This is a genomic window from Pseudomonas sp. RIT-PI-S (genome assembly GCF_025642975.1).
In the GTDB taxonomy this organism is placed as follows: Bacteria; Pseudomonadota; Gammaproteobacteria; order Pseudomonadales; family Pseudomonadaceae; genus Aquipseudomonas.
In genome coordinates this window covers 119,098-143,024 of sequence record NZ_JANZKJ010000007.1, presented here as the reverse complement: position 1 = coordinate 143,024, position 23,927 = coordinate 119,098, and the positions used below count along the sequence as shown (strand labels likewise).

The window sequence follows — 23,927 nt, the reverse complement described above, 5'->3', positions numbered from 1 at the left end:
ATGCTGCAGTTCGAAAACGTATCGACCTTCTACGGCAAGATCCAGGCACTGCACGGCGTGAACGTGGAAATTCGCCAAGGGGAAATCGTCACGCTGATCGGGGCCAACGGTGCCGGCAAGTCCACCCTGCTGATGACCCTGTGCGGCTCGCCGCGCGCGCACTCTGGCAGCATCCGCTACCTGGGCGAGGAACTGGTGGGCCTGGACTCGGCGCAGATCATGCGCAAAAGCATCGCCGTGGTGCCTGAAGGGCGCCGGGTATTCGCCCGCCTGACGGTGGAAGAAAATCTCTCCATGGGCGGCTTCTTCACCGACAAGGGCGACTACCAGGCTCAGCTGGACAAGGTGCTGGAGCTGTTCCCGCGGCTCAAGGAGCGCTACCACCAACGCGGCGGGACGATGTCCGGCGGCGAACAGCAGATGCTTGCCATTGGCCGGGCGTTGATGAGCAAGCCCAAGCTGCTGTTGCTCGACGAGCCCTCCCTGGGCTTGGCACCGATCATCATCCAGCAGATCTTCGACATCATCGAACAGCTGCGGCGAGATGGGGTGACGGTGTTCCTGGTAGAGCAAAACGCCAACCAGGCCCTGAGGGTGGCTGACCGTGCCTACGTGCTGGAAAACGGCCGGGTAGTGATGACCGGTACCGGCCAGGCACTGCTGACCGACCCGAAGGTCCGCGACGCCTACCTCGGCGGCTGATCCTGCCCAGCGACTGCCCGCGGCGCTTCGCGGGCAGTCGCCCTATCCTCTTCCCCGCCCCGGGCCCGTGCGCCCCATTGCGTCAGCCAATCGGCAACCACACTGACCCGCCTGGACATCCCCGCGCCATAACCGTGAACCAGATACAGCGGCAACCGCCGAGCGCGGTAGGCCGGCAACAACCGTTGCAGGCGCCCCTGCGCCAGATCCTCACCGATCAGGTAGAACGGGAGCCGGGCAATGCCGGCACCGCTGAGTGCGGCCTGCCGCAGCAAGTTGTAATGGTTGGTGATGATCGGGCCACTGACCTGGACCTCGACTGGCTCATGATCCCGGTGATAGCGCCAGCGCTCGGGTTCTCCCCGGTAACTATGCAGCAGGCAGGCGTGACTGCTCAGCGCAAGCGGTGAGTCGGGCGTACCTCGTTGTGCGAGATAGGCCGGGGCGGCGCAGGTGAGCTCTTCGATATCCAGGAACGGCCTCGCCACCAGCCGCTCGTCGCTGCCAACGCGGTCCCGAACAGCCAGGTCGAAACCTTCGCGCAGCAAATCTCGATAACCGTTATAGAGGTCGACCTCCACCCTAAGCGCCGGGTATGTGCGGGTGAGGAAGTCGAACAGCGGCTGAAACACCGCCTCGCCCACCGAGACCGGCAAGGTCAGGCGGACCAGCCCACTGGTTTCGTCTCGAAGCGCGCCCAGCGCCTGTCGTGCCCGTTCGCTCTGCTCTAGCAACTGCCGGGCGTGGGGCAGCAAGGCAGCACCAGCCGCGGTCAGCCCCAGCCGCCGGGTTGTGCGGTGCACCAGTTGCACGCCACACGCGTGTTCCATCGCGCTGATGCGCTTGGACAACTGCCCTTTGCTCCAGCCAAGCCGCTGCGCGGCCACGGTGAAAGATCCTGCAGCCATGAGCACGGCGAACGCGCAGAGGTCATCGTTGGTGGCGGGCATTGTTTCCTCACGAAAACGATAGGTTCTGGATTAGTAGGCTTATCAAGCATAAAGCTCGGCGTAGAGTGATAGCTCACCCGGAGGAACATCACTATGAAAATTTTGCTTATCGGCGCGGCCGGTACCGTTGGCAGCGCGATTGAAACCGAACTGGGGCAACGTCATGACCTGGTACGCGCCGGCAGGTCGAACGTTGACGTACAGGTCGATATCGCCGACCCGGCGTCGATCCGCGACCTATACCGGCACGTGGGCAAGCTAGACGCGGTGATCTGCGCAGCAGGCAGCGTGGTGTTCAAGCCTCTGGCCGAGATGGCCCCGGCCGATTTCGAACTGGGCCTCAGAGACAAGCTGATGGGCCAGGTCAACCTGGTGTTGCTAGGCCAGGAGGTACTCAATGAGGGCGGCTCCTTTACCCTGACCACCGGCATCCTGAGCCAGAGCCCTATCGCCAGTGGGGCCAGCGCCAGCCTGGTCAACGGCGCTGTCGATGCCTTCGTGCGCAGTGCTGCCATCGAGCTGCCGCGCGGGCTGCGGATCAACTCGGTCAGCCCGACGGTGCTGGTCGAGGCACTTTCTACCTACGGGTCGTATTTCCGTGGTTTCAAGGCAGTGCCCGGGGCAGAGGTAGCACTGGCCTACTCGCGCAGTGTGGAAGGCCGGCAAACGGGGCAGAATTACCAGGTTGGCTACTAACGGCTGGGGCGTGCCGTGTTAACGTGGCCGACCATTCTTCGGAGGCCCACGATGCACGCTGCCCGCCCGCTACTGTTCGCCGCCCTGCTGCCCTTGCTCGCCGGCTGCCAAATGCTCCCCTCGTTCAGTGCCGATGCCCCGGAAGAGCTGTCGGGGCAAACCCGCATGCAGGGCACGCTCACCGCCAACGGCGGCCACTTGCTGTTTACCCCATGCGACTCGGCACGAACCTTTGTAGTGCAGGACAACGGCGCGACCGGAATCGCCCAAGAGGCAGCCACCTTGGCCGCTGAGCCAGGCGAGCTGTTCGCCGACCTGCGCGGGCGCTTCGATGGAAACAGTGTGGAGGGGGTTGCCGGCACGCTGAACCTGCAGAGCCTTTATCGCGTAGAGCGCACGGCTGGGGCGTGCAAGGACCCAAACTTCAAGCTCACCCGCTTCTATGCCAAGGGCCCGGCCTGGGCCGTGCGCGCCAATGCCAATGGGATGAAGCTCGAGCGCGAAGGCCAGCCAGAGCTGGCCCTGCCCTATGTGCTCGAACAACTGCCGGGGGGCGGCAGTAGCTTGAGCACCGAGGCCAATGGCCAGCACATTGAATTGTGGCTTGCGCCGCAGCGCTGCGTCGACGACGCGCAAGTCAGTTTCCTCGCCGCCGAGCTGCGGGTAGGCGATCAGGTCCAGCGTGGTTGCGCCTACCCGGGCGCGGCAGCCAACGATTGAGCGTCGCCGCGCCGGTCGCCTGGGCGCGCTGGCCGCGGCGGCCTGGGCAGGTATAATCGCCGGCTTGCACGTGCGCCGCTTAGCGGCCGGCTATTGGACTTCCCATGCTACGAATTACCGAACTCAAGCTTCCCCTGGACCACACCGACGACGCCCTGCGCGATGCCATCGTGCAGCGGCTGGGCATCGACAGCACTGAACTGCTGGGCTACACCCTGTTCAAGCGCAGCTACGATGCGCGTAAGAAAAACACCGAGCTGCTGTTCATCTATGCGGTAGACGTGGCGGTTGCCGGTGAAGCAGCGTTGCTCGAGCGGTTCAGCGAAGACCACAACGTGGTGCCCACGCCCGACATGGCGTATCGCTTCGTTGGCCAGGCGCCTGCCGACGCGGGCCCGCGCCCATTGGTAGTGGGCTTTGGCCCGTGCGGGATTTTCGCCGCGCTGGTGCTGGCGCAGATGGGCTTTCGGCCGATCGTGCTGGAGCGTGGCAAAGAAGTGCGCCAACGCACCAAGGACACCTGGGGCCTGTGGCGCAAAGGCGAGCTGAACCCGGACTCCAACGTGCAGTTCGGTGAAGGTGGGGCCGGAACCTTCTCCGACGGCAAGCTGTACAGCCAGATCCGCGACCCGCAGCATCATGGCCGCAAGGTGCTGGAAGAGTTCGTCAAGGCTGGCGCGCCGGAGGAGATCCTCTACGTCAACAAGCCCCATATCGGCACCTTCCGCCTCACCGGCATGGTGGAGAATATCCGCCAGGAAATCATTACCCTTGGGGGCGAGATCCGCTTCGAATCACGGGTGACCGACCTGTTGATCGAGGACGGGCGGGTGCACGGCGTGGAGCTGGCTAGCGGTGAGCAGCTGCAGGCGCGGCAGGTAGTTCTGGCGTTGGGGCACAGCGCCCGTGACACCTTCCGCATGCTGCATGCGCGTGGGGTGTTCATGGAAGCCAAGCCGTTTTCCGTGGGCTTTCGCATCGAGCATCCACAGTCGGTGATCGACAAGGCGCGCCTGGGCAAATATGCCGGGCACCCCAAGCTCGGCGCCGCCGATTACAAACTCGTCTACCACGCCAGCAATGGCCGTTCCGTTTACAGCTTCTGCATGTGCCCAGGCGGCACTGTGGTCGCGGCCACCTCGGAGCCGGGGCGGGTGGTTACCAACGGCATGAGCCAGTATTCGCGCAACGAGCGCAACGCCAACTCCGGCCTGGTGGTTGGCATTTCCCCGGAGCAGGACTACCCCGGCGGCCCGCTGGCTGGCATCGAATTGCAAGAGCAACTGGAAGCCGCCGCCTATGTAATGGGCGGCAGCAGCTACCATGCCCCCGGCCAACTGGTGGGGGACTTCCTCGCTGGCCGAGCGTCCATCGGGTTGGGCAGCGTGGAGCCCTCCTACAAGCCGGGGGTAGCCCTGGTCGACCTGGCGCCGTCGCTGCCAGCGTTCGCCATCGAGGCGATCCGGGAGGCATTGCCAGCCTTCGACCGGCAAATCAAGGGCTACAGCATGCATGATGCGGTGCTGACCGGGATCGAGACGCGCACCTCATCGCCCCTGCGGATCACCCGCGATCACAGCTTCCAGAGCCTGAACCTGAAGGGCTTGTTCCCGGCCGGTGAGGGGGCTGGCTATGCTGGCGGCATTCTTTCCGCCGGCGTGGATGGCATCCGTGTGGCCGAGGCGGTCGCTCAGGACATCCTCGGCGCCTGAGCGATGCGCTAACCGCAGTGAGCCAGCACGGACGCTGGCAACGGCGCGCCCTGCTCGACCGTTTGCCGAACCGCGGCGAGCGGCGCCGTAAGGTCGAAGCCCTGGGCGGTGAGCCAGTCGTTGTTGTAATAGGTGCTCACATAACGCTCGCCGCTATCGCACAGCAGGGTCACGATGGACCCATGGCGGCCCTCTTCTCTCATTTTGCCGGCCGCTGCCAGCGCACCGATCAGGTTGGTGCCGCTGGATGCGCCAACGCGCCGGCCCAGGCGTTCGCTGAGGTAATGCATGGCCGCCAAAGAGAGTGCGTCCGGCACTTTGACCATGCTGTCGATAACCCCTGGCATGAATGAAGGCTCCACGCGCGGCCGGCCGATGCCTTCGATACGCGAACCGTGGGCCAGGGTCAGGCTGCGGTCACCACTGCGATAAGCCTCGAAGAACACCGATTGCTCGGCGTCGGCGCATAGCACCCGGCTGCGGTGCTGGCGATAGCGCACGTAGCGCCCTAGGGTAGCGACCGTGCCGCCCGTGCCAGGGCTCGACACCAGCCAATCTGGCTCTGGGTGACGCTCCAGGCGCATCTGCTGGAAGATCGACTCCGCGATATTGTTGTTGGCCCGCCAGTCGGTGGCGCGCTCGGCATACAAGAACTGGTCCATGAAGTGCCCACCTGTGCGCTCCGCCAACTCCAGCGAGGCTTGGTGGATCTGCGTGGGGTCGTCCACCAGGTGACTTTGCCCACCGTAGAAGGCAATTTGCTCGATCTTCACCTGCGAGGTGGACGCCGGCATCACGGCAATAAACGGCAGCCCCAGCAAACGAGCGAAATACGCTTCGGAAATCGCCGTGGATCCACTTGACGCTTCGATTACAGGTTTGTCGGGCTTGAGCCAGCCGTTACAGAGGGCATAGAGGAACAGCGAGCGGGCCAGGCGGTGCTTCAAGCTCCCCGTGGGGTGGCTGGACTCATCCTTGAAATAAAGGTCGATACCTGGGAACCCAGGCAGCGCGAAAGGAATCAGGTGTGTGTCGGCGCTTCGCTGGAAGTCGGCTTCGATCAAGCGAATGGCATCCAGTGCCCAGCTGCGGTCAGTCATGGAAAGATCCTTGGGGAAATCGCGACTGCAATCCGCAGGGCGCGTCTGGACATAATCGGAAACTCTTTCAGGAATGAGCTCAAAAGCCCCACGGGCACGGGGCGATGGCTTCTTCCAAACAGCTATAAGCTTATACTTTTTGTTTGCCGGGCGGCCATAGCGCGTTAGGGTACGCCCCTTTATTCACTGGACTCAGGAGGGCGCCTTGTCCGTACGTCTCTCGCTTCGGAAATTCTTCGCGATGGAGGCCACCGGTGGCCTACTGCTGATAATCGCTGCGGTAGTCGCGCTGCTGGCCAATAACTCGCCGGCTTCCTCTTGGTACATGGGCTTTCTGGATATCCCGGTGTGGTTGCGCCTGGGGCCGCTGGAGCTGGCCAAGCCGCTGCTGCTGTGGATCAACGATGGGCTGATGGCGCTGTTCTTCCTGTTGATCGGCCTGGAGGTCAAGCGCGAGATGCTCCAGGGCCATTTGGCCAAGCCCTCCCAGGTAATTTTGCCCGGCGCCGCCGCTCTCGGCGGCATGGCGGTTCCGGCGCTTATCTACTGGACATTGAACCATCAGGACCCCGCGGCCGCCGCCGGTTGGGCGATACCTACCGCAACGGACATCGCCTTTGCGTTGGGTGTATTGGCCCTGCTCGGCAAACGCGTACCCGCCTCTCTCAAGCTGTTTTTGATGACGCTGGCGATCATCGATGACCTGGGGGCCATCGTGATCATCGCGCTGTTCTATTCCGGTGCCTTGTCGAGCACCGCACTGATGCTGGCCGCTGGGTGCATGGCGGTACTGTTCGGGCTCAATCGTGCTGGCGTGCGCCGCCTGGCGCCTTACCTACTGGTGGGTGCGGTGCTTTGGGTCTGCGTACTGAAAAGCGGCGTGCATGCGACCCTGGCCGGGGTGGCGTTGGCGTTCTTCATTCCGTTGCGCGGCGGCGATGAAACCGAGCATGAAGCGCCTTTGCTGCGCCTGGAACATGCCCTTCACCCCTGGGTGTCCTACGCCATCCTGCCATTGTTCGCGTTTGCCAATGCAGGGATTTCACTGGCCGGCATGAACCTGGAAAGCTTTACCCATTCGGTGCCGCTGGGGATCACCGCCGGCTTGCTGGCAGGGAAGACCATCGGCGTGTTCGGGCTGACGTTCCTGGCGGTGCGTAGCGGCCTGGCGGCCCTGCCGACTGGGGCGAACTGGGGGCAACTGCTCGGTGTAGCGGTGCTTTGCGGCATAGGCTTCACCATGAGCATCTTCGTTGGCTCGCTGGCATTCGACCCAGCGACCAGCGTATACGCCGGCCAGGACCGCATGGGGATTCTAACGGGGTCTACGCTGGCGGCGATCGGTGGGTACCTGATCATGGCAGCCGCCAGCAAGCGGGCGGCCTGAATAGCCGGGCCCGGGCATGCAGCCCGGGCCCGTTTGGCTTGGCCGTCAGTGAGTGACGCGGCTGGTGCCGTCGACGGTCATGATGCGAACGCGCTCACCGATGCGGAAGATTTCGTTTTCCTGCACCTGCTGAACATAAGCGCGCATGCTGCCGTCGTCTTCGCGCACGGTGATTTCCACGCCCTGGGTACGGGTCAGGCCTTCTTCAGTCGCCGAGCCGAGCAAACCGCCCGCCACCGCACCGATGACCGCCGCTACCAGGCTACCGCGCCCGCCGCCGACCGTGCTGCCCGCCACGCCACCGACGACTGCCCCGGCGCCAGCGCCGATGGGGGTTTTAGTGCCTTCGAGTTTCACTGGGCGCAGGGCCTCGATGGTACCCATGCGCACGGTTTGAACGCGCCGCGCTTCGTCACGCGAATAGGTGTCGCCGGTGAGGCTCGAGGTGCAGCCGCCGAGCAGCAAGGACATGGCAGTGAAGCAGCTTGCAAAAACAACAGATTTACGCATGGATCAAACTCCGTAGGACAGACAGCCATTAAACGCCGTCCCGCAAAGCGTGTCACGAAACCCGAGATTTTTGAAGGTGCCGCGCAAAGACAGCTCCGCCCACTGCGAATGAAACCTTACAGCGACGCCGCCCTCAGGGGGCCAACCGCTGCCGTTGCCAGGCACCATGGTGCAGGCGGTAATCGAGGCGATCATGCAGGCGGCTGGGCCGCCCTTGCCAGAATTCGATACGGTCAGGGACCAACCGATACCCGCCCCAATGATCCGGGCAGCTCGGCGGCGTGTCCCCGAAACGCTGGCGAGTCAGCTCCAGCAAGCCTTCGAGCTCAGCGCGGTCACTGATCGGCCGGCTTTGAGGCGAAGCCCAGGCACCGATGCGGCTGCCTAGAGGGCGCACCTGGTAATAGGCTTCGGACTCGGCGGGCGCGACCTTTATCGCCCTCCCCTCGATACGCACCTGGCGCTCGAGGGTCGGCCAGAAGAAGGTCATGGCCGCAAACGCATTCAGCGCCAGGTGTTGCCCCTTGGCGCTTTCGTAATTGCTGAAGAACGTGAAACCCTGGTCGTCGACACCCTTGAGCAACAATACCCGGCAGTGCGGCCGGCCCTCGCTGTCAACGGTGGCCAACGTCATGGCATTGGCCTCGATCGGCAACTGTTCGGTTTGCACGGCCTCATCGAACCACTGGCGGAACAGGATCAGCGGATCGGCCGGGGCCTCGCTTTCGGTCAGGCCTTCGCGGGTGTAATCACGACGCATGTCCGCCAGGGATTTGCTCATTGACGTGTTCCGGCTCAGTTTTTGGCTTGCTGATCAGTCACGGGCTTTTTGCTCGCCACTACTTTCTTGGCAGGGGCGGCCTTTTTCTTCGCGGTGGTTGCCGCAGGCTTCGCTGTAGCCTTCTTGGCGGTGGCCGCTTTCTTCGCAGGAGTAGCAGGCGCAGCCACTGGTGCGTCAGGCACGGCTTTCACATCCTGCAGAGCGACGATAGCGGCGGCGACCGGCGTTGGCTGGTCGTACTTGGCCATCAAGGTGGCCATCCCGCTTTCAGGCGTTACCAGCATCTCCACGCGGCGGTTCAGGGCCCGACCCGCAGGGCTGTCGTTGGCGGCGCGTGGCACGATCGCACCCATGCCGCGCAGGCTCAGGCGGTTACGCTGCAAGCCGCTGAGGCGGAAGATCGCAGCAACGGACTGCGCCCGCTCCAGGCTGACTTTCTTGTTGGCGTCGGTAGCGCCCGATGCATCGGCGTGGCCAAGAATGAGTACCGAGGTCTTGCTATCGCTCTCCAGGGCCTTGGCCACGTTGGTGATGGGCGCCAAGGAAACCGGCAGCAGCATCGCGGGGCGATCCGGGTTGAACGAGCTGTCTACCGGAGCGGTGACCACCAGCATGTCCTCATGGCGCTCGAGCTCGAATTTGCTGCCTTTGATTGCTTCGCGCAGCTTAGGCTCATAAGCATCCAGCCAGGCCTTGGTCACCTGCGGGTCGACCTTGGCGGCTGCCGCGATGGCCGCCGCAGGGGCGCCCTTGGGGTTTACCGCCGCGGCCTGAGGCTTGTCATTGCCGCTGAACGGCCACCACCAGTGCCCTTCGCTTGCCGCCTTCGCATCGGACGCAGCCTCGGCCTTGGCAACCCGATCCTGCACCGCCTGCTCCACGCTGTTGTCCTTGGCTACCACTTCCTTGGCAGGGGCGTCCTTGCCAAACGGCCACCAGCCTGCATCCGCGTTGGAATGGGCTTCCTGCGAGGTGTGAGCACAGCCCGTAATGGCCAGGCACAGAGCGAAAGCGAGAGTCTTCTTGGCGTACATGATCGATCCGGAAAGTGGTGTCAATAAATCGGGTTAAAAAACCCACATAAATCGTTGATTGGATGGTAGAACATTCCGCGCAGGCTGGGTAACCGTCGGTCGCGTGAGGTTAAAGGCAACTGGCGACCGTACGCGCCAGCTTCTGCGCGCGGGGGTCCATCAATATGTAAGGGCCTAGCGTGTTGGTGACGAAGCCAAAGGCAACCCCCCGCTCTGGATCGGCAAAGCCCACCGAACCGCCTGCGCCGGGGTGGCCGAACGCACGCGGGCCCATGCCGAAGGTGGCATTGGCCAAAGTTGGTTGGTCCAGCATGCAACCCAGGCCGAAGCGCGTTGGCGTTAGCAGTGTCAGGTCATCGCCGGAGCTGTGTTCGCGGGTGAGCTCGTCCAACCATTCGCTTTCAAGCAAGGTGCCTTCCAGCAGCCCCTGATAGAAACCGGCCAAGCTGCGCGCATTACCGTGACCGTTGGCCGCTGGCTGTTCCATGCGACGCCACTCTGGCTTGTTGGTGCTGGTCAGGATCGACGGCGGGTTGGTGAAGGCCCGGGTGCTCATGGCTTCCGGCTCACGCATGGTCACTTGCAGCAGCCGTTGGGCCGCCGCGTCGCCTGGGTTGCCCTTCCCTCGGGCAACGTGGGCAACGCGGTGGAACTCGCTGTCGGCCAGGCCGATATGGAAGTCCAGTTGCAACGGCGTCACCACCCGGTCGACGATTGCCCGGCCCGGTGAACGCCCGTCCACCCGGCGGATCAGCTCACCCAACAGCCAGCCATAAGTGATCGCCGCATACCCATGAGCCGTTCCCGGCTCCCACCAGGGTTTTTCCGCCGCCAGCGCCGCGGTCATGGCAGCCCAGTCGTAGAGTGCCTCCGCTGGCAGCAGCTCCCGCACGGCCGGCAGGCCGGCGCGATGGCTCAGCAATTGCCGCACTGTGATGGCGGCTTTACCGTTGGCTGCAAATTCCGGCCAATACTGCGCCACCGGGGCATCCAGGCTCAGCTTGCCTTCAGCGGCCAGCTGCAATACCGCCACGGCGGTGAAGGTCTTGGTGCAGGAGAACAAGTTCACCAGGGTGTCGCTGTGCCAGGCCTCGCCACCGTCCCTGTCGCAAGTGCCCCCCCACAGGTCGATGACGGTTTCGCCATTGACCTGAACGCACAGGGCCGCGCCGCGCTCTTGGCGGTCGTCGAACAGTGCGGCGAAGGCATCGCGCACCGCTTCGAATTCAAGGGAAAAATGGCCTTTGACTAGCAAGGGGAGCTCCGGGCGCGCCTGGGTAAAATTGCTGCGTATTGTTTCAGCGATTGCCGGCTTTGTGAAGAACAACGGCGCCCTTATGGCCCAGCTGCTCAGCCGATCTCCCGGCGGAACGGAGGAAGCGCGTCGAGGATGGCCTTGCCGTAGCGCTGGGTGACAACGCGGCGGTCCAGCAAGGTGATGGTGCCGCGGTCTTGCTCGGTGCGCAGCAGCCGGCCGCAGGCCTGAATCAGGCGCAGGGACGCATCCGGCACGGCGATTTCCATGAACGGGTTCCCGCCACGCGCTTCGATCCACTCTGCCAGTGCGGCCTCCACTGGATCATCCGGCACGGCGAAGGGAATTTTCGCGATAACCACGTGCTCGCAATAGGCGCCAGGCAGGTCGACGCCCTCGGCAAAGCTGGCCAGGCCGAACAGCACACTGCTGTCGCCCTCATCGACCCGCGCCTTGTGCTTGTTGAGGGTCTCCTGTTTGGAGAGGTTGCCTTGGATAAACACCTGCCGGCGCCATTCGCGGTCCAGCCCGTCGAACACGTCCTGCATTTGGCGCCGCGACGAGAACAGCACCAGCGAGCCGCGCGAGCCTTCGACCAGCCCGGGCAGCTCTCGAATGATCGCCGCGGTGTGCGCAGCGGCATCCCGCGGGTCGGCACGCAGGTCCGGCACTCTCAACACGCCGGCATCGGCATGATGGAAGGGGCTGGGGACCACGGCGGTCACTGCGTCGCGAGGCAGCCCGGCACGCATGCGAAAGCGATCGAAGCGGCCCAGCGCGGTCAGGGTCGCGGAAGTGACAAGCGCGCCAAAGGCTACGTTCCAGAGATTACGGCGTAGCATCTCGGCCGCCAGGATGGGGCTGGCGTTCACTTCCAGGTCATACCCCGCCCCGGCTTCCACCAGCGTCAGCCAGCGAGCCATGGGCGGGTTGCCCTCCGGATCCTCGGCGGTAAAGGCCACCCACAACTCCCAACTGCCCTGGGCACGGGCCAACAGGCTGCCAAACAGGGGGTACCACTCTTCCGCCTGGTGGCTGGCGATGCCGATATTCACCTCACCTTCCATACCCTGCTTGAGCAATTCGGCCAAGCGCGTGTAAAGGTCGGTGAGGCGGGCAAAGCCTTTTTTCAGTTCCATGCCCATCTCGCGGATGTGCTCCGGCACCAAGCCGCCGACGAAGCGGTGCCGCGGGCGCTCGCGGCCTTCCATGTCTTCACCTGGGCGAAAATCGGCCAGCTGCTCGCAAGCGCCATACATGAATTGCAGCTGGGCCTTGAGTTCCCGCGCCAGTTCGGGGACTTGCTCGATCAGTTTGCCCAGGTCTCCTGGCAAGGGATGCTGCGCTAGCAGCTTGGTCAGGTTGCGAGCCGTTTGCTCGAGCCAGTCGGCGGTGGAACGCAGCCGGGTGAAATGAGCGAAGTGGCCGATGGCCTTGTCTGGCAGGTGGTGCCCTTCGTCGAAGACGTAGAGGGTATCTTTCGGGTCTGGCAGCACGGCGCCGCCGCCCAGGGCGAGGTCGGCCAGAACCATGTCGTGGTTGGTGACGATCACATCGACCTTGCCCATGCCCTCCCGTGCCTTATAGAAGGCACACTGCTGGAAATTAGGGCAATGGCGGTTGGTGCACTGGCTGTGATCGGTGGTCAGCCGCGCCCAGACCGGGTCTTCCAGCGCTTCCGGCCAACTGTCGCGGTCGCCGTCCCAGCGATTACCGGCCAGCTTCTCGATCATCTTGGTGAACAGCTTGAGGCTCGCTTCGTCCACGTCGATGGAAAAACCCTCGTCCTCGAACAGCTGGGCAGTCGCCGTCTGCGCCTGGCCTTCCTGCAGCAAGGCATCGAGCTTGGACAGGCACAGGTAGCGACCTCGGCCCTTGGCCAGGGCGAAGCTGAAGTTGAGGCCGGCGTTGCGCATGATGTCCGGCAGGTCTTTGTGAACGATCTGCTCTTGCAGTGCCACAGTCGCGGTGGCTATCACCAGCCGCTTGCCAGCGGCCTTGGCCGCCGGAATCGCCGCCAGGCTATAGGCTACCGTCTTGCCGGTGCCAGTACCTGCCTCCACCGCCACCACTGCAGGCTCGCCGCTGCGCCGGCCCTCTTCATCGCAGGGCACGGCGCCTAGTGCCTTGGCGACCTCGGCGATCATCAGGCGTTGGCCATAGCGGGCCTTGAGCCCCTTAGCCTCGAGAAAACGGCTGTAAGCGCCCTGGATGGTGGATTTTAATTCAGTGCTGAGCATGTGGTCCGAGCGGCCCAAAGGGCTGGATGGATTATCAGTAGTTCGGGGAAGGTCGCTATCATACCCCCTATTCTCAAAAGCGCCGACCGAAACTCCGATGAACCCTATAAGTTTTCTTTTTCAAAGCGACTTGCCCCTGGCCACGGCCACCCTGGCGTGCTGCCTGGCACTGCTGTATGGGGGGCTTAACGCCGCCCAGGCAGGTCGCGTCCGCCGCAGCTGCGTCATGGCGTGGGTGGGCTTCGTAGCCTTGGCCGGGTGCCTGGTGATGACATTCAAGGCCCGCTACCCGGGGCTGGAAACAGCGCCACGCTTAGCGCAATGGCAGCTTGGGGCTACCCTGGCAGCGGCAGCGCTGCTACTGCGGGTCAGCCTGTTGAGGCTGGCTGAGCTGGAAAATGCCGGGGCCGCTGGCGAAGACCGCGTGGCGGCTACCTTGGCACGGGGCATCCGCCTGCACCTGGTAGCCGCCGCGCTGCTCCTGGCTGGTGCAGCGGGGCTGGCAGCGATGGCTTAGGCCGGGCCATCGCCCTCGCGTTTACGCTTGTTGCCCATGCGCACGCCGATGTCCATCAGGAATTGGAAGAAACCCTCCTGGTCCTCGAGCACGTTGCTCCAGAACGGCGAGTGATAGAGCGCCACCGCGCCATGCACCAGCGCCCAAGAGGCGCAATAGTGGAAGTACGGTGGAACGTCCTCGAGCTTGCCTTCGTCGATCCGACCCTTGATGAGCTGGGTGAGGCGGTCGAAGTTGGAGGCGCGTATGCTGTGCAGCTCCGAGACCATGTCCGGGACCTGGCTGCCCTTGACTACTTTTTCTTCCAGGCGGTCGAACAGGCGGTAACGCTGCGGATCGCGCATGCGGAATTCGAAGTAGGCGCGCGACAGCGCCTCCCGGTCGCGGTCGACGTCAGAGGACTGCAGCAGGCCGTTCAGATCGCGTTCGTAGTCAAGCATCAGGCGCAGGTAGATTTCGGCCTTGGACTTGAAATGCTTGTAGATGGTCCCTTTGCCGATGCCCACGGCATCGGCGATCATCTCCACGGTGACGCTGTCCTCGCCCTGTTCCAGGAACAGCTTGAGTGCCGTGTCGAGGATTTCCTGTTCCCTACGGCGGAATTCGCGGACCTTTCGAGGTTCTTTCTGCATACACGGACCGGGGGCTGAATCGAAGCGGGTATTATGCCTAAATGGCGTCAAATTGCACGGATCATCCCAATATGTCCAGGTTTCAAAAGGAATTCCCCCAAGCCGCCGGCCTCATCTATCTGAACCATGCGGCGGTTTCCCCTTGGCCCCAGCGCAGTGCCGACGCCGTAGCCCGTTTCGCCCAAGAGAACGTCTCAACCGGGGCACGAGACTACCCCACCTGGCTAGAGGTCGAGCAACGGCTGCGCGAGCGCCTGCAACGCCTGCTCAATGCGCCGGCCAGCAGCGACATTGCCCTGGTGAAGAACACCTCCGAGGCACTCTCGTTCGTGGCCTTCGGGCTTGAATGGGAGCCTGGCGACCAAGTCGTGATCAGCGACGAAGAGTTCCCGTCCAACCGCATCGTCTGGGAAGCCCTCGCTCCGCAAGGGGTCGAGGTAATCAAGGTCAGCCTCGCCGGCGATGACCCAGAAGGCGCGTTGCTCGCCGCCTGTGGACCACGCACGCGGTTGCTGGCCATTAGCGCGGTGCAATATGCCAGCGGCTTGAAGATGGACTTGGTCAAGCTTGGCCAAGGCTGCCGTGAACTGGACGTGCTGTTTTGCGTGGACGCGATCCAGCAGCTGGGCTCGGCACCGTTCGATGTTCAGGCCTGTGAATGCGATTTCGCCATGGCCGATGGGCATAAGTGGATGCTTGGGCCGGAGGGCCTCGGGGTGTTCTATTGCCGCCCAGAGCTGCGCCCGCGCCTGCGCTTGCAGGAGTATGGCTGGCATATGCTGGAGCACATGGGCGACTACACCCGCGAAAGTTGGGAGCCAGCACACAGCGCCCGACGGTTCGAATGTGGCAGCCCGAACATCCTGGGCACCATGGCACTGGAGGCAAGCCTCGGCCTGCTCGAAGAAGTGGGCATGGAGCAGGTTCATCGCGCCATCGAGGCGCAGGTGGATCAACTGATCTCGGGCATCCGGCAGATCCCGGGTGGGCAGATCCATTCCCCGCTGGCGCCCGAACGAAGAGCGGGCATCTTCTCCTTCAGCGTGGATGGCAAGGACAGCATCGCGCTGCATAAGCAGCTCATGGCCCAAGGGGTGGTGTGCATACCTCGCGGCAAGGGTGTGCGCTTCTCGCCCCACTTCTATACCGGCGAAGAGGCGATTGCAGACGCCCTGGCGATCGTTCGGCAACTGAGCGTGTGAGTTGTGAACACGCTCGCGCTGATTCCAAAACTGTTTAAAAAATGATCATTTGCCGCTGGACGATTGGGCCGGGTGGCTAATACTCAATGTGTTGATACGCCATACCCCCCAAGTGGCGTACCGATAAAGGTGTCGACGGACCGCGCACCTTTGTTTTACTCCTAATGGTCTTAACCCGGATTCCCCCCCAGAACCCGGGTTTTTTTTGCCTGCACGGCGCAGGCCGGGCCTACGCCCTGGCGAGCGGGAACAGGCGGCGGAAATTGGCGGTGGTTTGCGTGGCGAACGCCTCGAAGGCTTCGCCGCGAAGATCGGCCAGGAACGCGGCCACTTCATAGACGTATTGCGGCAGATTGGGCTTGCCGCGATAGGGAATGGGTGCCAGATAGGGCGAGTCGGTTTCAACCAGCAACCGGTCAGCCGGCACCTGCCGCGCAACCTCCCGCAGTGCCTCGGCATTGCGGAAGGTGACGATTCCGGAAAGGGAGATATAAAAGCCCAGGTCCAGCGCAGCCTTGGCCATGGGCCAATCCTCAGTGAAGCAGTGCAGCACACCGCCCTGTGGCAGCGCCGCCTCGCGCAGCAACGCCAAGGTATCCGCCTGCGCCGCTCGGGTATGGACGATTACCGGCTTGCCTGTAATGGTCGCGGCCTCCAGGTGCAGGGCAAACGATGCTTTTTGTATCTCTGCGGTTTCAGGCTCGTAGTGGTAATCCAGCCCAGTCTCGCCGATGGCCACCACCCGTGGATGATTGAGTTCGCTCAGCAGCCACTCCAGGGTTGGTGCCCCTTCCGGAGCGACGTCGAGCGGATGAATACCCACCGAGCAGTCGACGTCCGGATAACGGTCCGCCAGCTCGCGCACCGTTCGAGCATTGTCGGCACTGACGCCGATACACAGGAAGTGGCCCACGCCGCGCTCGCGCGCTGCCGCCAGCGCAGCGTCCAGGGAGCCTCCATGGCTGGTGAGGTCGAGACGGTCCAGATGGCAGTGAGAGTCAACGAGCAGTGGTGCAGAGGAAGTCATGGGCATCTACATGGTGTGAGTCGGCCGGTCCGACTTGAGCGCACCGGCAAGGTAGGTCTCGATCTTGTTGCGGGCAGTGGCGTCACCATCGTTGAACTGCACGCCCACGCCCGCGGCGCGGTTGCCCTGAGCACCGCGCGGGGTGATCCAGGCGACCTTGCCGGCCACAGGGATCTTTTCCGGCTCGTCCATCAGGTTGAGCAGCATGAACAGTTCGTCGCCCAGCCGATAGCTCTTGGCGGTGGGAATAAACAGTCCACCATTCTTGATAAATGGCATATAGGCGGCATACAGCACCGCTTTGTCCTTGATGGTCAGCGAAAGAATACCGCTACGCGGACCCGGAGCGACCGGCTGGTTCATTGATCATCCTTTACTGCCTGAAGGAAAGCCCGCTCAGCCCTGGCCAGGCAACGCCAACCAGGACACTAGTAGGGTTTCGAGTAGCAACACACGATTGAGGTTCGCTTTGGACAACACCTTCTGGCGGTGCTGAAGGAGCCAGTCCTGCGCGGCCACTATTTTGCCAGTTGGCGATTTCTGGGCGAGATATTGCAGCACTTTGCGCATATCGCTCAAGCCTAAACCGTCTTCGTCTTGCGTCAACTGGTACCGCAGCAGGCGTTGCGACCAATCGCAGAACCAGTCGAACAGCCAGATCAACGGTACGCCGTTCCAGCTTTCCGCCAGCTGGGTCGGGCTCTGCTGTTGCTTGAGCAAGCGCTTGACCCCTTCCACCACCGCCGCGCGCTGGGCAAGCGCATCCTGGCTGTGAAGCACCCGGGCGGCCAAGGGCGAGCCATTGGCCAGGGCCAATAGGTCGGCACGCGCTTCATCGCCCACCTCCGGCAACGTAGCGGCAAGCCATTGCGCCGCCTGTGCCGGGCTCGGCAATGGGCAAGGCTGCTGCACGCAGCGGCTGCGAATGGTGGGCAACAACCGGCTGGGCTGATGGCTCACCAGTAACAGCACGGTATTCCCCGAGGGCTCCTCGAGGCTTTTGAGCAGGGCATTGGCAGCATTCAGGTTCATCGACTCTACCGGCTCGATCAACACCACCTTGCGCCCGCCCAATTGGGCCGTCTGGCTGACGAAATCCACCAGGCGCCGCACTTGGTCCACCAGGATGGCCTTGTCTGCTTCCTCAGGCTGCAGGATGAAATTGTCCGGGTGGCTCCCTGCTGCCAGCAACAAACAGCTTTTGCATTGCCCGCAAGGGCCTTGCGCCGGTGCCTTGCATAGCAAAAAGGCCATCAGCCGTTGGGCCAGTGCGAGCTTGCCGATCCCTTGCGGGCCATGGAGCAGATAAGCGTGAGCATGCTCCTGGCGGCCGCTCAATTGCTGCCAAAGCTCAGCCTGCCAAGGGTAGAGCTCATCCACGCGCAAGCTCCAGCCATTGCGGCAAGGCCTTGTTAAGGTGCGCCTGCACGTCAGCGAGGGGCTGGCTGGCATCGATAATTTGGTAACGCCGTGGATTGGCCGTGGCGCGGGCCAGGTAGGCCTGGCGAACGGCGTCGAAGAAGCCACGGGCTTCCTGCTCGAAGCGGTCCAGCCGCCCCCGGGCCGCGGCACGGGCCAGGCCCACCTCCACCGGCAGGTCGAAGATCAGGGTCAGGTCCGGCTGCAACGTGCCTTGAACGAAGGCTTCCAATTGGGCGATGCGTGCCAGCGGAACGCCGCGACCACCGCCCTGGTAGGCGTAGGTGGCATCGGTAAAGCGGTCACACAGCACTACCGCGCCGCGCGCCAGGGCTGGTCGGATAACCTGCTCGATGTGCTGGGCCCGTGCGGCAAACATCAGCAGCAGTTCGGTATCCACGGCCATGGGCTCCTCGCTGGGTGCCAGCAGCAGCTCGCGAATACGCTCGGCCAGCGGCGTCCCACCCGGCTCCCGGGTAAGCTGCACTTCCATGCCGACCTCGCGCAGGCGGCCGGCGATAAATTCGCGGTTGGTGCTCTTGCCCGCACCTTCTGGCCCTTCCAGGGTAATGAACAGACCGCTCACACAGGCTTCCTCATGGTTGTTGCGTTTCCTCGGCTGGCGCAGTGGGCGCCAGCGGCGCATCCGCCGCACCCGACGGGGGCGCGGGCTGGGATGGCGCGGGGCTGGAGCGATAATCGGCGCGACGTTTGAGCTGGTATTGGCGAACCGCCTGGTTATGGGCGTCGATATCGGCGGAAAAAACATGGCTGCCGTCGCCCTTGGCAACGAAATACAGGCTTTCACCGGGGGTGGGATTCAAGGCCGCGCGAATGGCCTCGCGCCCCGCCATGGCAATGGGCGTGGGCGGCAACCCGGGATTGAGGTAGGTGTTATAGGGGTTCGGTTCGCGCAGGTCGGCGCGGGTGATCCGCCCGCTGTAGCGTTCGCCCATGCCATAGATCACGGTCGGGTCGGTCTGCAGCAACATGCCCGTGGCAAGGCGCCGAACGAAGACTCCAGCGATCTCTCCGCGCTCCTGCGGCACGCCGGTTTCCTTCTCGATCAACGACGCCATGATCAGCGCCTGGTAGGGGTCGTTATAAGGCAGTGCAGGGTCGCGCGCTTGCCATTCCTGAGCGAGGACCGCGTCCAGGCGGGTAAAGGCTTGCTCCAGCAGCTGCGTATCGCTCATGCCCTTGACGTACTTGTACGTGTCTGGGAAGAAACGCCCTTCCGGGAACACGCCCGGATGCCCCAGCTTGGCCATGACGTCCTCGTCACTCAGGCCAGCAAGGGTTTGTTTGAGCTTTTCCTGGCGCGCCAGCGCAGTGCGAACCTGGCGGAAGGTCCAGCCTTCGACCAAGGTCAGGCTGTACTGCACCACCTCGCCGCGCTGCCACAGGCCGAACATCTCGCGCACCGTCATGGTCGGGCCAAGGCGGTACTCACCGGTGTGCAAGGGTTGGCTGTCGAGGTTGAAACGCCAATACAAGCGGGCCCAGAACGCACCATGCAACGCGCCCTGCTCTTCGAGGCGGTTAAGCATGCCGCCCGGCGAAGCACCTAACGGCACTTCGACCAGTTGTTCAGCAGGCAGCGACAAAGGTTGTTCGAGCACCGCCTGGATGCGCCAGACAGCTATACCCAGGACGATGCCCGCCAGGACGACCAAGGTTTCAATCAGCAGCAGGAATTTGCGTAGCACTGTCAGATATCCAGAAGTTCGCAGGCCATCTGCTGAAGTTTACGGGTGTGGGGCCCTACCGGCCAAGTCAGCTCGCCGCAGCGCCGCACTGGCCAGATGCCGTAGACGCTGTTGCACATAAAGGCCTCGCTTGCCCCGGCCAGCCGGCTCAGATCCACATCCTCCACACGAACCGGCTGCCCCTTGGCGGCGGCCCGTGCCAGCAGCTCGGCACGCAAGGTGCCCGCCACGCCGCAACGGCTCAGGTCGGGGGTGTACAACTGATCGTCACACACCAGGAACAGGTTGCTGAACACGCCCTCGATCACCCGCCCGCTCAGATCCCGCATCAAGCCTTCGGCATACTCGGTGCCCTGCCATTCGGCCCGGGCGAGCACCTGTTCAAGGCGGTTGAGGTGCTTGAGGCCGGCCAGCAGTGGCTGCTCGGCCAGCCGTACCTGACAGGGGTATAGGGAAATGCCGTCGGCCTGGCGCTGGGCCGGGTAATCCGGCAACGGGCTGCCGAGCATGATTCGCCGCGCCGGGGCCGTCGGGTCGACAGCATAGCCCCGGGGGCTATCGCCTCGTGTGACGATCAACTTGATCACACCGTCGCCCAGCGCATCGGCGTAAGCCTGCAGTTCACCACGCAACAGGGGTTCATCAAGCGGGAGACCGAGCCGTTGACAGCCGAGCGCCAGCCGGGCGAGGTGACGCTCCAGCAAACTGAGGCGAGCACCACGCACCCGGATGGTTTCGAACAGGCCGTCGCCGTAGGCGAGCCCTCGGTTGCCCAGGCCGATGGCGCTGGCGCGCCGGCCGTCGACCCAGGCGTCCATCACTCGCTGAACCGGCGGAACACCAGCGAGCCGTTGGTACCACCGAAGCCGAACGAGTTCGACAACACCACGTCGATAGGCATGCTGCGCGCTTCGTGAGGCACGAAATCGAGATCGCAATCCTCGTCTGGCTCATCGAGGTTGATGGTTGGCGGCGCGATCTGGTCGCGAATGGCGAGCACGCTGAAGATGGCCTCCACCGCCCCGGCAGCACCGAGCAGGTGGCCAATCATGGACTTGGTCGAACTGACCGCGAGCTTGTATGCGTGGTCACCGAACACCGCCTTGATCGCCCGCACTTCAGCCAGGTCGCCGGCCGAAGTGGAGGTGCCATGGGCATTGATGTACTGCACGGCTTCTGGCGCCAGGCCGGCATCCTTGAGCGCATTGGCCATGCAACGGGCAGCGCCGGCGCCATCTTCAGGCGGCGAAGTCATATGGAACGCATCGCCGCTGGTGCCAAAGCCCACCAGTTCGGCATAGATCCGCGCGCCACGGGCACGAGCGTGCTCGAGCTCTTCGAGAATAAGCGCGCCAGCGCCGTCAGACAGCACAAAGCCGTCGCGGCCCTTGTCCCACGGGCGGCTGGCCCGGGTAGGCTCGTCGTTGCGAGTGGACAGCGCCCGGGCGGCGCCAAAGCCACCCATGCCCAGGCCGCAGGCGGCCATTTCAGCGCCACCGGCGATCATTACGTCCGCCTCGCCATAGGCGATGTTGCGAGCGGCCATGCCGATACAGTGCGTACCGGTGGTGCAGGCTGTGGAAATAGCGTAGTTGGGGCCCTGGACGCCCAGATGGATCGACAGGAAGCCCGAGATCATGTTGATGATCGAGCCGGGAACGAAAAAGGGCGAAATCCGTCGTGGCCCCTGCTCGTGCAGCGTGCGGCTGGTGTCTTCGATGTTGGTCAGGCCACCGATGCCCGAGCCCATGGCCACGCCGATGCGCTCACGGTTGCCATCGGTGATGTCCAGCCCGGCGTCGCGCACGGCTTGGAAGCCAGCGGCAAGGCCATATTGAATGAACAAGTCGAGCTTGCGCGCCTCCTTGGGAGACAAGTACTGCGCAACATCGAACTGTTTGACCGAGCCACCGAAACGGGTGGAAAACGCTGACAGGTCCGTATGCTCGATCGGACCGATGCCGCTTTGGCCGGCCAGAATGCCTTGCCAGGTACTCGGCACGTCAACGCCCAGCGGCGATAACATGCCCATTCCAGTGACCACGACGCGTCTACGCGACACAGGGTTCTCCTTAATACTTTGTTTCAACCTCTTGCCTTGATGAAAGAAAAAACCGCACGCCCAGACAGGCAGTGCGGCTTTTTCCGACAAGAAGCTTCGATTACTGCGATCAGGCCTGGTGGGCGGTGACGTAATCGATGGCTGCCTGAACGGTGGTGATCTTTTCGGCTTCTTCGTCTGGAATTTCGGTTTCGAATTCTTCTTCCAGCGCCATTACCAGTTCAACGGTGTCAAGGGAATCGGCGCCCAGATCGTCAACGAAGCTCGCCGAATTCACTACTTCTTCTTCTTTGACGCCCAGTTGCTCGGCAACGATTTTCTTGACGCGCTCTTCGATGGTGCTCATACCTAGTTTTCACTCCTAGTGGATAGTCAGGCAACTGGCCGGTGTGTAAGTTTATAGGAAGGGACCCGCATTTCAAGCGTAATGCGTACCCTGCCAAACGCCGGCCGGCGACCTCTATAATCTGGATGCAGCTTTATAACGGATTTTCGGGCGATACGTATGACATTTTTTCCGTATCGCCCGCTTGAGCTGGATCACATGTACATGCCGCCGTTGACCGGAACGGTCGCGCCGGTGACATAAGCGGCGCCTTCGGACGCCAGGAAGCCGACGACCTTGGCGATTTCCTCAGCCTGGCCCAACCGGCCCAGGGGGATCTGAGTCAACAGGCCCTCGCGCTGCGCTTCTGGCAGCTCGCGGGTCATGTCCGTGTCGATGAAGCCTGGGGTCACCGAATTGACGGTGATACCCCGCGACCCCACCTCGCGCGCCAGCGCGCGGCTGAAGCCTTCCAGGCCAGCCTTGGCTGCTGCGTAGTTTACTTGGCCGGCGTTGCCCATGGCACCCACCACCGAGCCGATACTGATGATCCGGCCCCAACGCGCCTTGGTCATGCCGCGCAGTACAGCCTTGGACAACCGGAACAGGCTATTGAGGTTGGTGTCGACCACGTCGAACCACTCGTCATCTTTCATCCGCAACATTAAGTTATCGCGGGTGATCCCTGCGTTATTGACCAGGATCGCCGGGGCACCGAAGCGCTCGGAGATGATGGCCAGCGCGGCGGCGACGGATTCGTCGTTGCACACGTTAAGCTCCAGGCCCAAGCCCTCGACGTTATGTTCTTTCAGGGTGGCGGTAATGCGCTCGGCCCCTGAGGCACTGGTCGCGGTACCGATGACGATGGCGCCTTGGCGACCTAGCTCCAGGGCGATTGCCTGGCCAATGCCACGACTCGCACCGGTCACCAGTGCCACTTTACCTTGCAGGCTCATGCCAGCTTCTCCTGTTTCAGGCCAAGGCCGCACGAGCGGCGGCGAAGGCATCGGGGGTATCGAGGTTGTACGTATCGATGCCATCGGCGCAACGCTTGTTCAGCCCCGACAGTACTTTGCCAGGCCCGCACTCAACCAGCTGATGCGCACCTTGCTGGGCGAGCAGTGCAACCGTTTCGACCCAACGAACCGGCATGTACAGCTGCGCCAGCAGGTTCTGCTTGAGGTCATCGAGGTTGGCAGCGACGGCTGCGGTAACGTTTTGCACGAGCGGGATCGCCGGCGCCTGCCACGCAATGGCGGCGACATCTTCGGCGAACCGCTCGGCGGCGGGCCGCATCAGTGCGCAATGCGAGGGCACGCTTACCGGCAGTGGCATGGCGCGCTTGGCGCCGCGAGCCTTGCACGCTTCGATGGCGCGATTGACGGCCTCGGCATTGCCGGCGATGACCACCTGCCCCTTGGAATTGAAATTCACTGCGCTGACGACTTCGCCATTGGCGGCTTCAGCGCAGGCGGCGATGACGGCTTCATCGGCCAGCCCGAGAATGGCGGCCATACCCCCCTGCCCCGCCGGCACAGCGTGTTGCATCAGCTGGCCCCGGCGTTCGACCAGCCGGGCCGCGTCCGCTAGGCCAATGCTGCCAGCGGCAACGAGCGCGCTGTATTCGCCAAGGCTATGGCCGGCGACATAGGCCGGAGTGGCGCCATCTTGGGCTTGCCACAGCCGCCACAGCGCCACCGACGCGGTAAGGATCGCCGGCTGGGTCTTGTCGGTCTGGTTCAACTGCTCGGCCGGGCCCTGTTGCGTCAATGCCCAGAGGTCATAGCCGAGGGCCTCGGACGCCTCCTTGAAGGTTTCGCCGATTACCGGATGCTGCCCGGCCTGATCAGCGAGCATGCCGACGACCTGTGAGCCTTGCCCGGGAAAGACGAATGCGAGGGATGCAGACATTGAACACGCCCTTATTGGTTCTGCCTTAGAAATGCT

General features: G+C 63.3%; 25 protein-coding genes. 7 read left to right on the top strand and 18 right to left on the bottom strand.

What is annotated here, in order from left to right; genetic code table 11:
- On the top strand, positions 1 to 702 hold the full coding sequence (locus OGL93_RS12175) for an ABC transporter ATP-binding protein (RefSeq protein WP_263262897.1): 702 nt from the start codon (positions 1 to 3) through the stop codon (positions 700 to 702).
- Here OGL93_RS12175 and OGL93_RS12170 read toward each other — a convergent pair.
- Positions 687 to 1,652, bottom strand: a complete 966-nt coding sequence (locus OGL93_RS12170) for a LysR family transcriptional regulator (protein ID WP_263262896.1) — start codon at positions 1,650 to 1,652, stop codon at positions 687 to 689. The two genes, OGL93_RS12175 and OGL93_RS12170, sit on opposite strands and share 16 nt — an antisense overlap.
- A gap of 93 nt (positions 1,653 to 1,745) precedes the next feature.
- On the opposite strand from OGL93_RS12170, the gene OGL93_RS12165 reads away from it, so the two are divergent.
- The 3 genes from OGL93_RS12165 (at position 1,746) to OGL93_RS12155 (ending at position 4,780) form a co-directional block, all read left to right on the top strand.
- Positions 1,746 to 2,348 (top strand): short chain dehydrogenase, encoded by a 603-nt coding sequence (locus tag OGL93_RS12165; protein WP_263262895.1) that lies wholly within the window; start codon positions 1,746 to 1,748, stop codon positions 2,346 to 2,348.
- Positions 2,349 to 2,399: 51 nt separating this feature from the next.
- A complete protein-coding gene (locus OGL93_RS12160; protein WP_263262894.1) occupies positions 2,400 to 3,068 on the top strand; it encodes a hypothetical protein in 669 nt (222 codons plus the stop codon).
- Positions 3,069 to 3,172: 104 nt separating this feature from the next.
- Positions 3,173 to 4,780, top strand: a complete 1,608-nt coding sequence (locus OGL93_RS12155; RefSeq protein WP_263262893.1) for an NAD(P)/FAD-dependent oxidoreductase — start codon at positions 3,173 to 3,175, stop codon at positions 4,778 to 4,780.
- An 8-nt stretch (positions 4,781 to 4,788) separates the two neighbouring features.
- Here OGL93_RS12155 and OGL93_RS12150 read toward each other — a convergent pair whose 3' ends face one another.
- Positions 4,789 to 5,880: a PLP-dependent cysteine synthase family protein gene (locus OGL93_RS12150; protein ID WP_263262892.1), complete on the bottom strand. Its 1,092-nt coding sequence runs from the start codon at positions 5,878 to 5,880 to the stop codon at positions 4,789 to 4,791.
- A gap of 205 nt (positions 5,881 to 6,085) precedes the next feature.
- Between OGL93_RS12150 and nhaA the strand changes: the two genes are divergently transcribed.
- The gene (gene nhaA / locus OGL93_RS12145; RefSeq protein WP_263262891.1) at positions 6,086 to 7,267 is read left to right on the top strand and encodes a Na+/H+ antiporter NhaA; all 1,182 of its coding nucleotides are present in this window, start codon (positions 6,086 to 6,088) and stop codon (positions 7,265 to 7,267) included.
- A gap of 45 nt (positions 7,268 to 7,312) precedes the next feature.
- Here the strand turns inward: nhaA and OGL93_RS12140 are convergent, their stop codons facing one another.
- From OGL93_RS12140 to dinG, 5 genes are all read right to left on the bottom strand, one after another.
- Entirely contained in the window at positions 7,313 to 7,777 is a 465-nt protein-coding gene (locus tag OGL93_RS12140; protein ID WP_263262890.1) for a glycine zipper 2TM domain-containing protein, read from the bottom strand.
- Positions 7,778 to 7,910: 133 nt separating this feature from the next.
- Positions 7,911 to 8,558 carry a pyridoxamine 5'-phosphate oxidase gene (gene pdxH / locus OGL93_RS12135; RefSeq protein WP_263262889.1) on the bottom strand — a complete coding sequence of 216 codons (648 nt, stop codon included), beginning with the start codon at positions 8,556 to 8,558 and terminating at the stop codon, positions 7,911 to 7,913.
- A 14-nt stretch (positions 8,559 to 8,572) separates the two neighbouring features.
- Positions 8,573 to 9,592, bottom strand: coding sequence for an OmpA family protein (locus OGL93_RS12130; RefSeq protein ID WP_263262888.1), 1,020 nt, complete (start codon positions 9,590 to 9,592; stop codon positions 8,573 to 8,575).
- 109 nt (positions 9,593 to 9,701) lie between these two features.
- On the bottom strand, positions 9,702 to 10,847 hold the full coding sequence (locus tag OGL93_RS12125) for a serine hydrolase domain-containing protein (RefSeq protein ID WP_263262887.1): 1,146 nt from the start codon (positions 10,845 to 10,847) through the stop codon (positions 9,702 to 9,704).
- 95 nt (positions 10,848 to 10,942) lie between these two features.
- Entirely contained in the window at positions 10,943 to 13,087 is a 2,145-nt protein-coding gene (gene dinG, locus OGL93_RS12120) for an ATP-dependent DNA helicase DinG (protein WP_263262886.1), read from the bottom strand.
- A 97-nt stretch (positions 13,088 to 13,184) separates the two neighbouring features.
- On the opposite strand from dinG, the gene OGL93_RS12115 reads away from it, so the two are divergent.
- Positions 13,185 to 13,604, top strand: a complete 420-nt coding sequence (locus OGL93_RS12115; protein ID WP_263262885.1) for a hypothetical protein — start codon at positions 13,185 to 13,187, stop codon at positions 13,602 to 13,604.
- Here OGL93_RS12115 and OGL93_RS12110 read toward each other — a convergent pair.
- Positions 13,601 to 14,236: a TetR/AcrR family transcriptional regulator gene (locus tag OGL93_RS12110; RefSeq protein WP_263262884.1), complete on the bottom strand. Its 636-nt coding sequence runs from the start codon at positions 14,234 to 14,236 to the stop codon at positions 13,601 to 13,603. The two genes, OGL93_RS12115 and OGL93_RS12110, sit on opposite strands and share 4 nt — an antisense overlap.
- A 71-nt stretch (positions 14,237 to 14,307) precedes the next feature.
- On the opposite strand from OGL93_RS12110, the gene OGL93_RS12105 reads away from it, so the two are divergent.
- On the top strand, positions 14,308 to 15,438 hold the full coding sequence (locus OGL93_RS12105) for an aminotransferase class V-fold PLP-dependent enzyme (protein WP_263262883.1): 1,131 nt from the start codon (positions 14,308 to 14,310) through the stop codon (positions 15,436 to 15,438).
- 229 nt (positions 15,439 to 15,667) lie between these two features.
- Here the strand turns inward: OGL93_RS12105 and OGL93_RS12100 are convergent, their stop codons facing one another.
- From OGL93_RS12100 to fabD, 10 genes are all read right to left on the bottom strand, one after another.
- Positions 15,668 to 16,447: a TatD family hydrolase gene (locus tag OGL93_RS12100; protein ID WP_263263008.1), complete on the bottom strand. Its 780-nt coding sequence runs from the start codon at positions 16,445 to 16,447 to the stop codon at positions 15,668 to 15,670.
- A gap of 24 nt (positions 16,448 to 16,471) precedes the next feature.
- A complete protein-coding gene (locus tag OGL93_RS12095; RefSeq protein WP_263262882.1) occupies positions 16,472 to 16,828 on the bottom strand; it encodes a PilZ domain-containing protein in 357 nt (118 codons plus the stop codon).
- 33 nt (positions 16,829 to 16,861) lie between these two features.
- On the bottom strand, positions 16,862 to 17,845 hold the full coding sequence (locus OGL93_RS12090; RefSeq protein ID WP_263262881.1) for a DNA polymerase III subunit delta': 984 nt from the start codon (positions 17,843 to 17,845) through the stop codon (positions 16,862 to 16,864).
- The gene (gene tmk, locus OGL93_RS12085; RefSeq protein WP_263262880.1) at positions 17,838 to 18,470 is read right to left on the bottom strand and encodes a dTMP kinase; all 633 of its coding nucleotides are present in this window, start codon (positions 18,468 to 18,470) and stop codon (positions 17,838 to 17,840) included. Before tmk ends, OGL93_RS12090 begins: the two co-directional genes overlap by 8 nt.
- 10 nt (positions 18,471 to 18,480) lie before the next feature.
- Positions 18,481 to 19,593, bottom strand: a complete 1,113-nt coding sequence (gene mltG, locus OGL93_RS12080) for an endolytic transglycosylase MltG (protein WP_263262879.1) — start codon at positions 19,591 to 19,593, stop codon at positions 18,481 to 18,483.
- A gap of 2 nt (positions 19,594 to 19,595) precedes the next feature.
- The gene (pabC, locus tag OGL93_RS12075) at positions 19,596 to 20,411 is read right to left on the bottom strand and encodes an aminodeoxychorismate lyase (protein WP_263262878.1); all 816 of its coding nucleotides are present in this window, start codon (positions 20,409 to 20,411) and stop codon (positions 19,596 to 19,598) included.
- Complete coding sequence (fabF, locus tag OGL93_RS12070; protein ID WP_263262877.1) at positions 20,411 to 21,655, bottom strand: beta-ketoacyl-ACP synthase II; 1,245 nt, start codon at positions 21,653 to 21,655, stop codon at positions 20,411 to 20,413. Before fabF ends, pabC begins: the two co-directional genes overlap by 1 nt.
- A gap of 109 nt (positions 21,656 to 21,764) precedes the next feature.
- Positions 21,765 to 22,001: an acyl carrier protein gene (acpP, locus tag OGL93_RS12065; protein WP_263262876.1), complete on the bottom strand. Its 237-nt coding sequence runs from the start codon at positions 21,999 to 22,001 to the stop codon at positions 21,765 to 21,767.
- Between the two features lie 194 nt (positions 22,002 to 22,195).
- Positions 22,196 to 22,936 (bottom strand): 3-oxoacyl-ACP reductase FabG, encoded by a 741-nt coding sequence (fabG, locus tag OGL93_RS12060; protein WP_263262875.1) that lies wholly within the window; start codon positions 22,934 to 22,936, stop codon positions 22,196 to 22,198.
- A 16-nt stretch (positions 22,937 to 22,952) separates the two neighbouring features.
- Positions 22,953 to 23,891, bottom strand: a complete 939-nt coding sequence (gene fabD, locus OGL93_RS12055) for an ACP S-malonyltransferase (protein ID WP_263262874.1) — start codon at positions 23,889 to 23,891, stop codon at positions 22,953 to 22,955.
- Between the last annotated feature and the right edge of the window lie 36 nt (positions 23,892 to 23,927).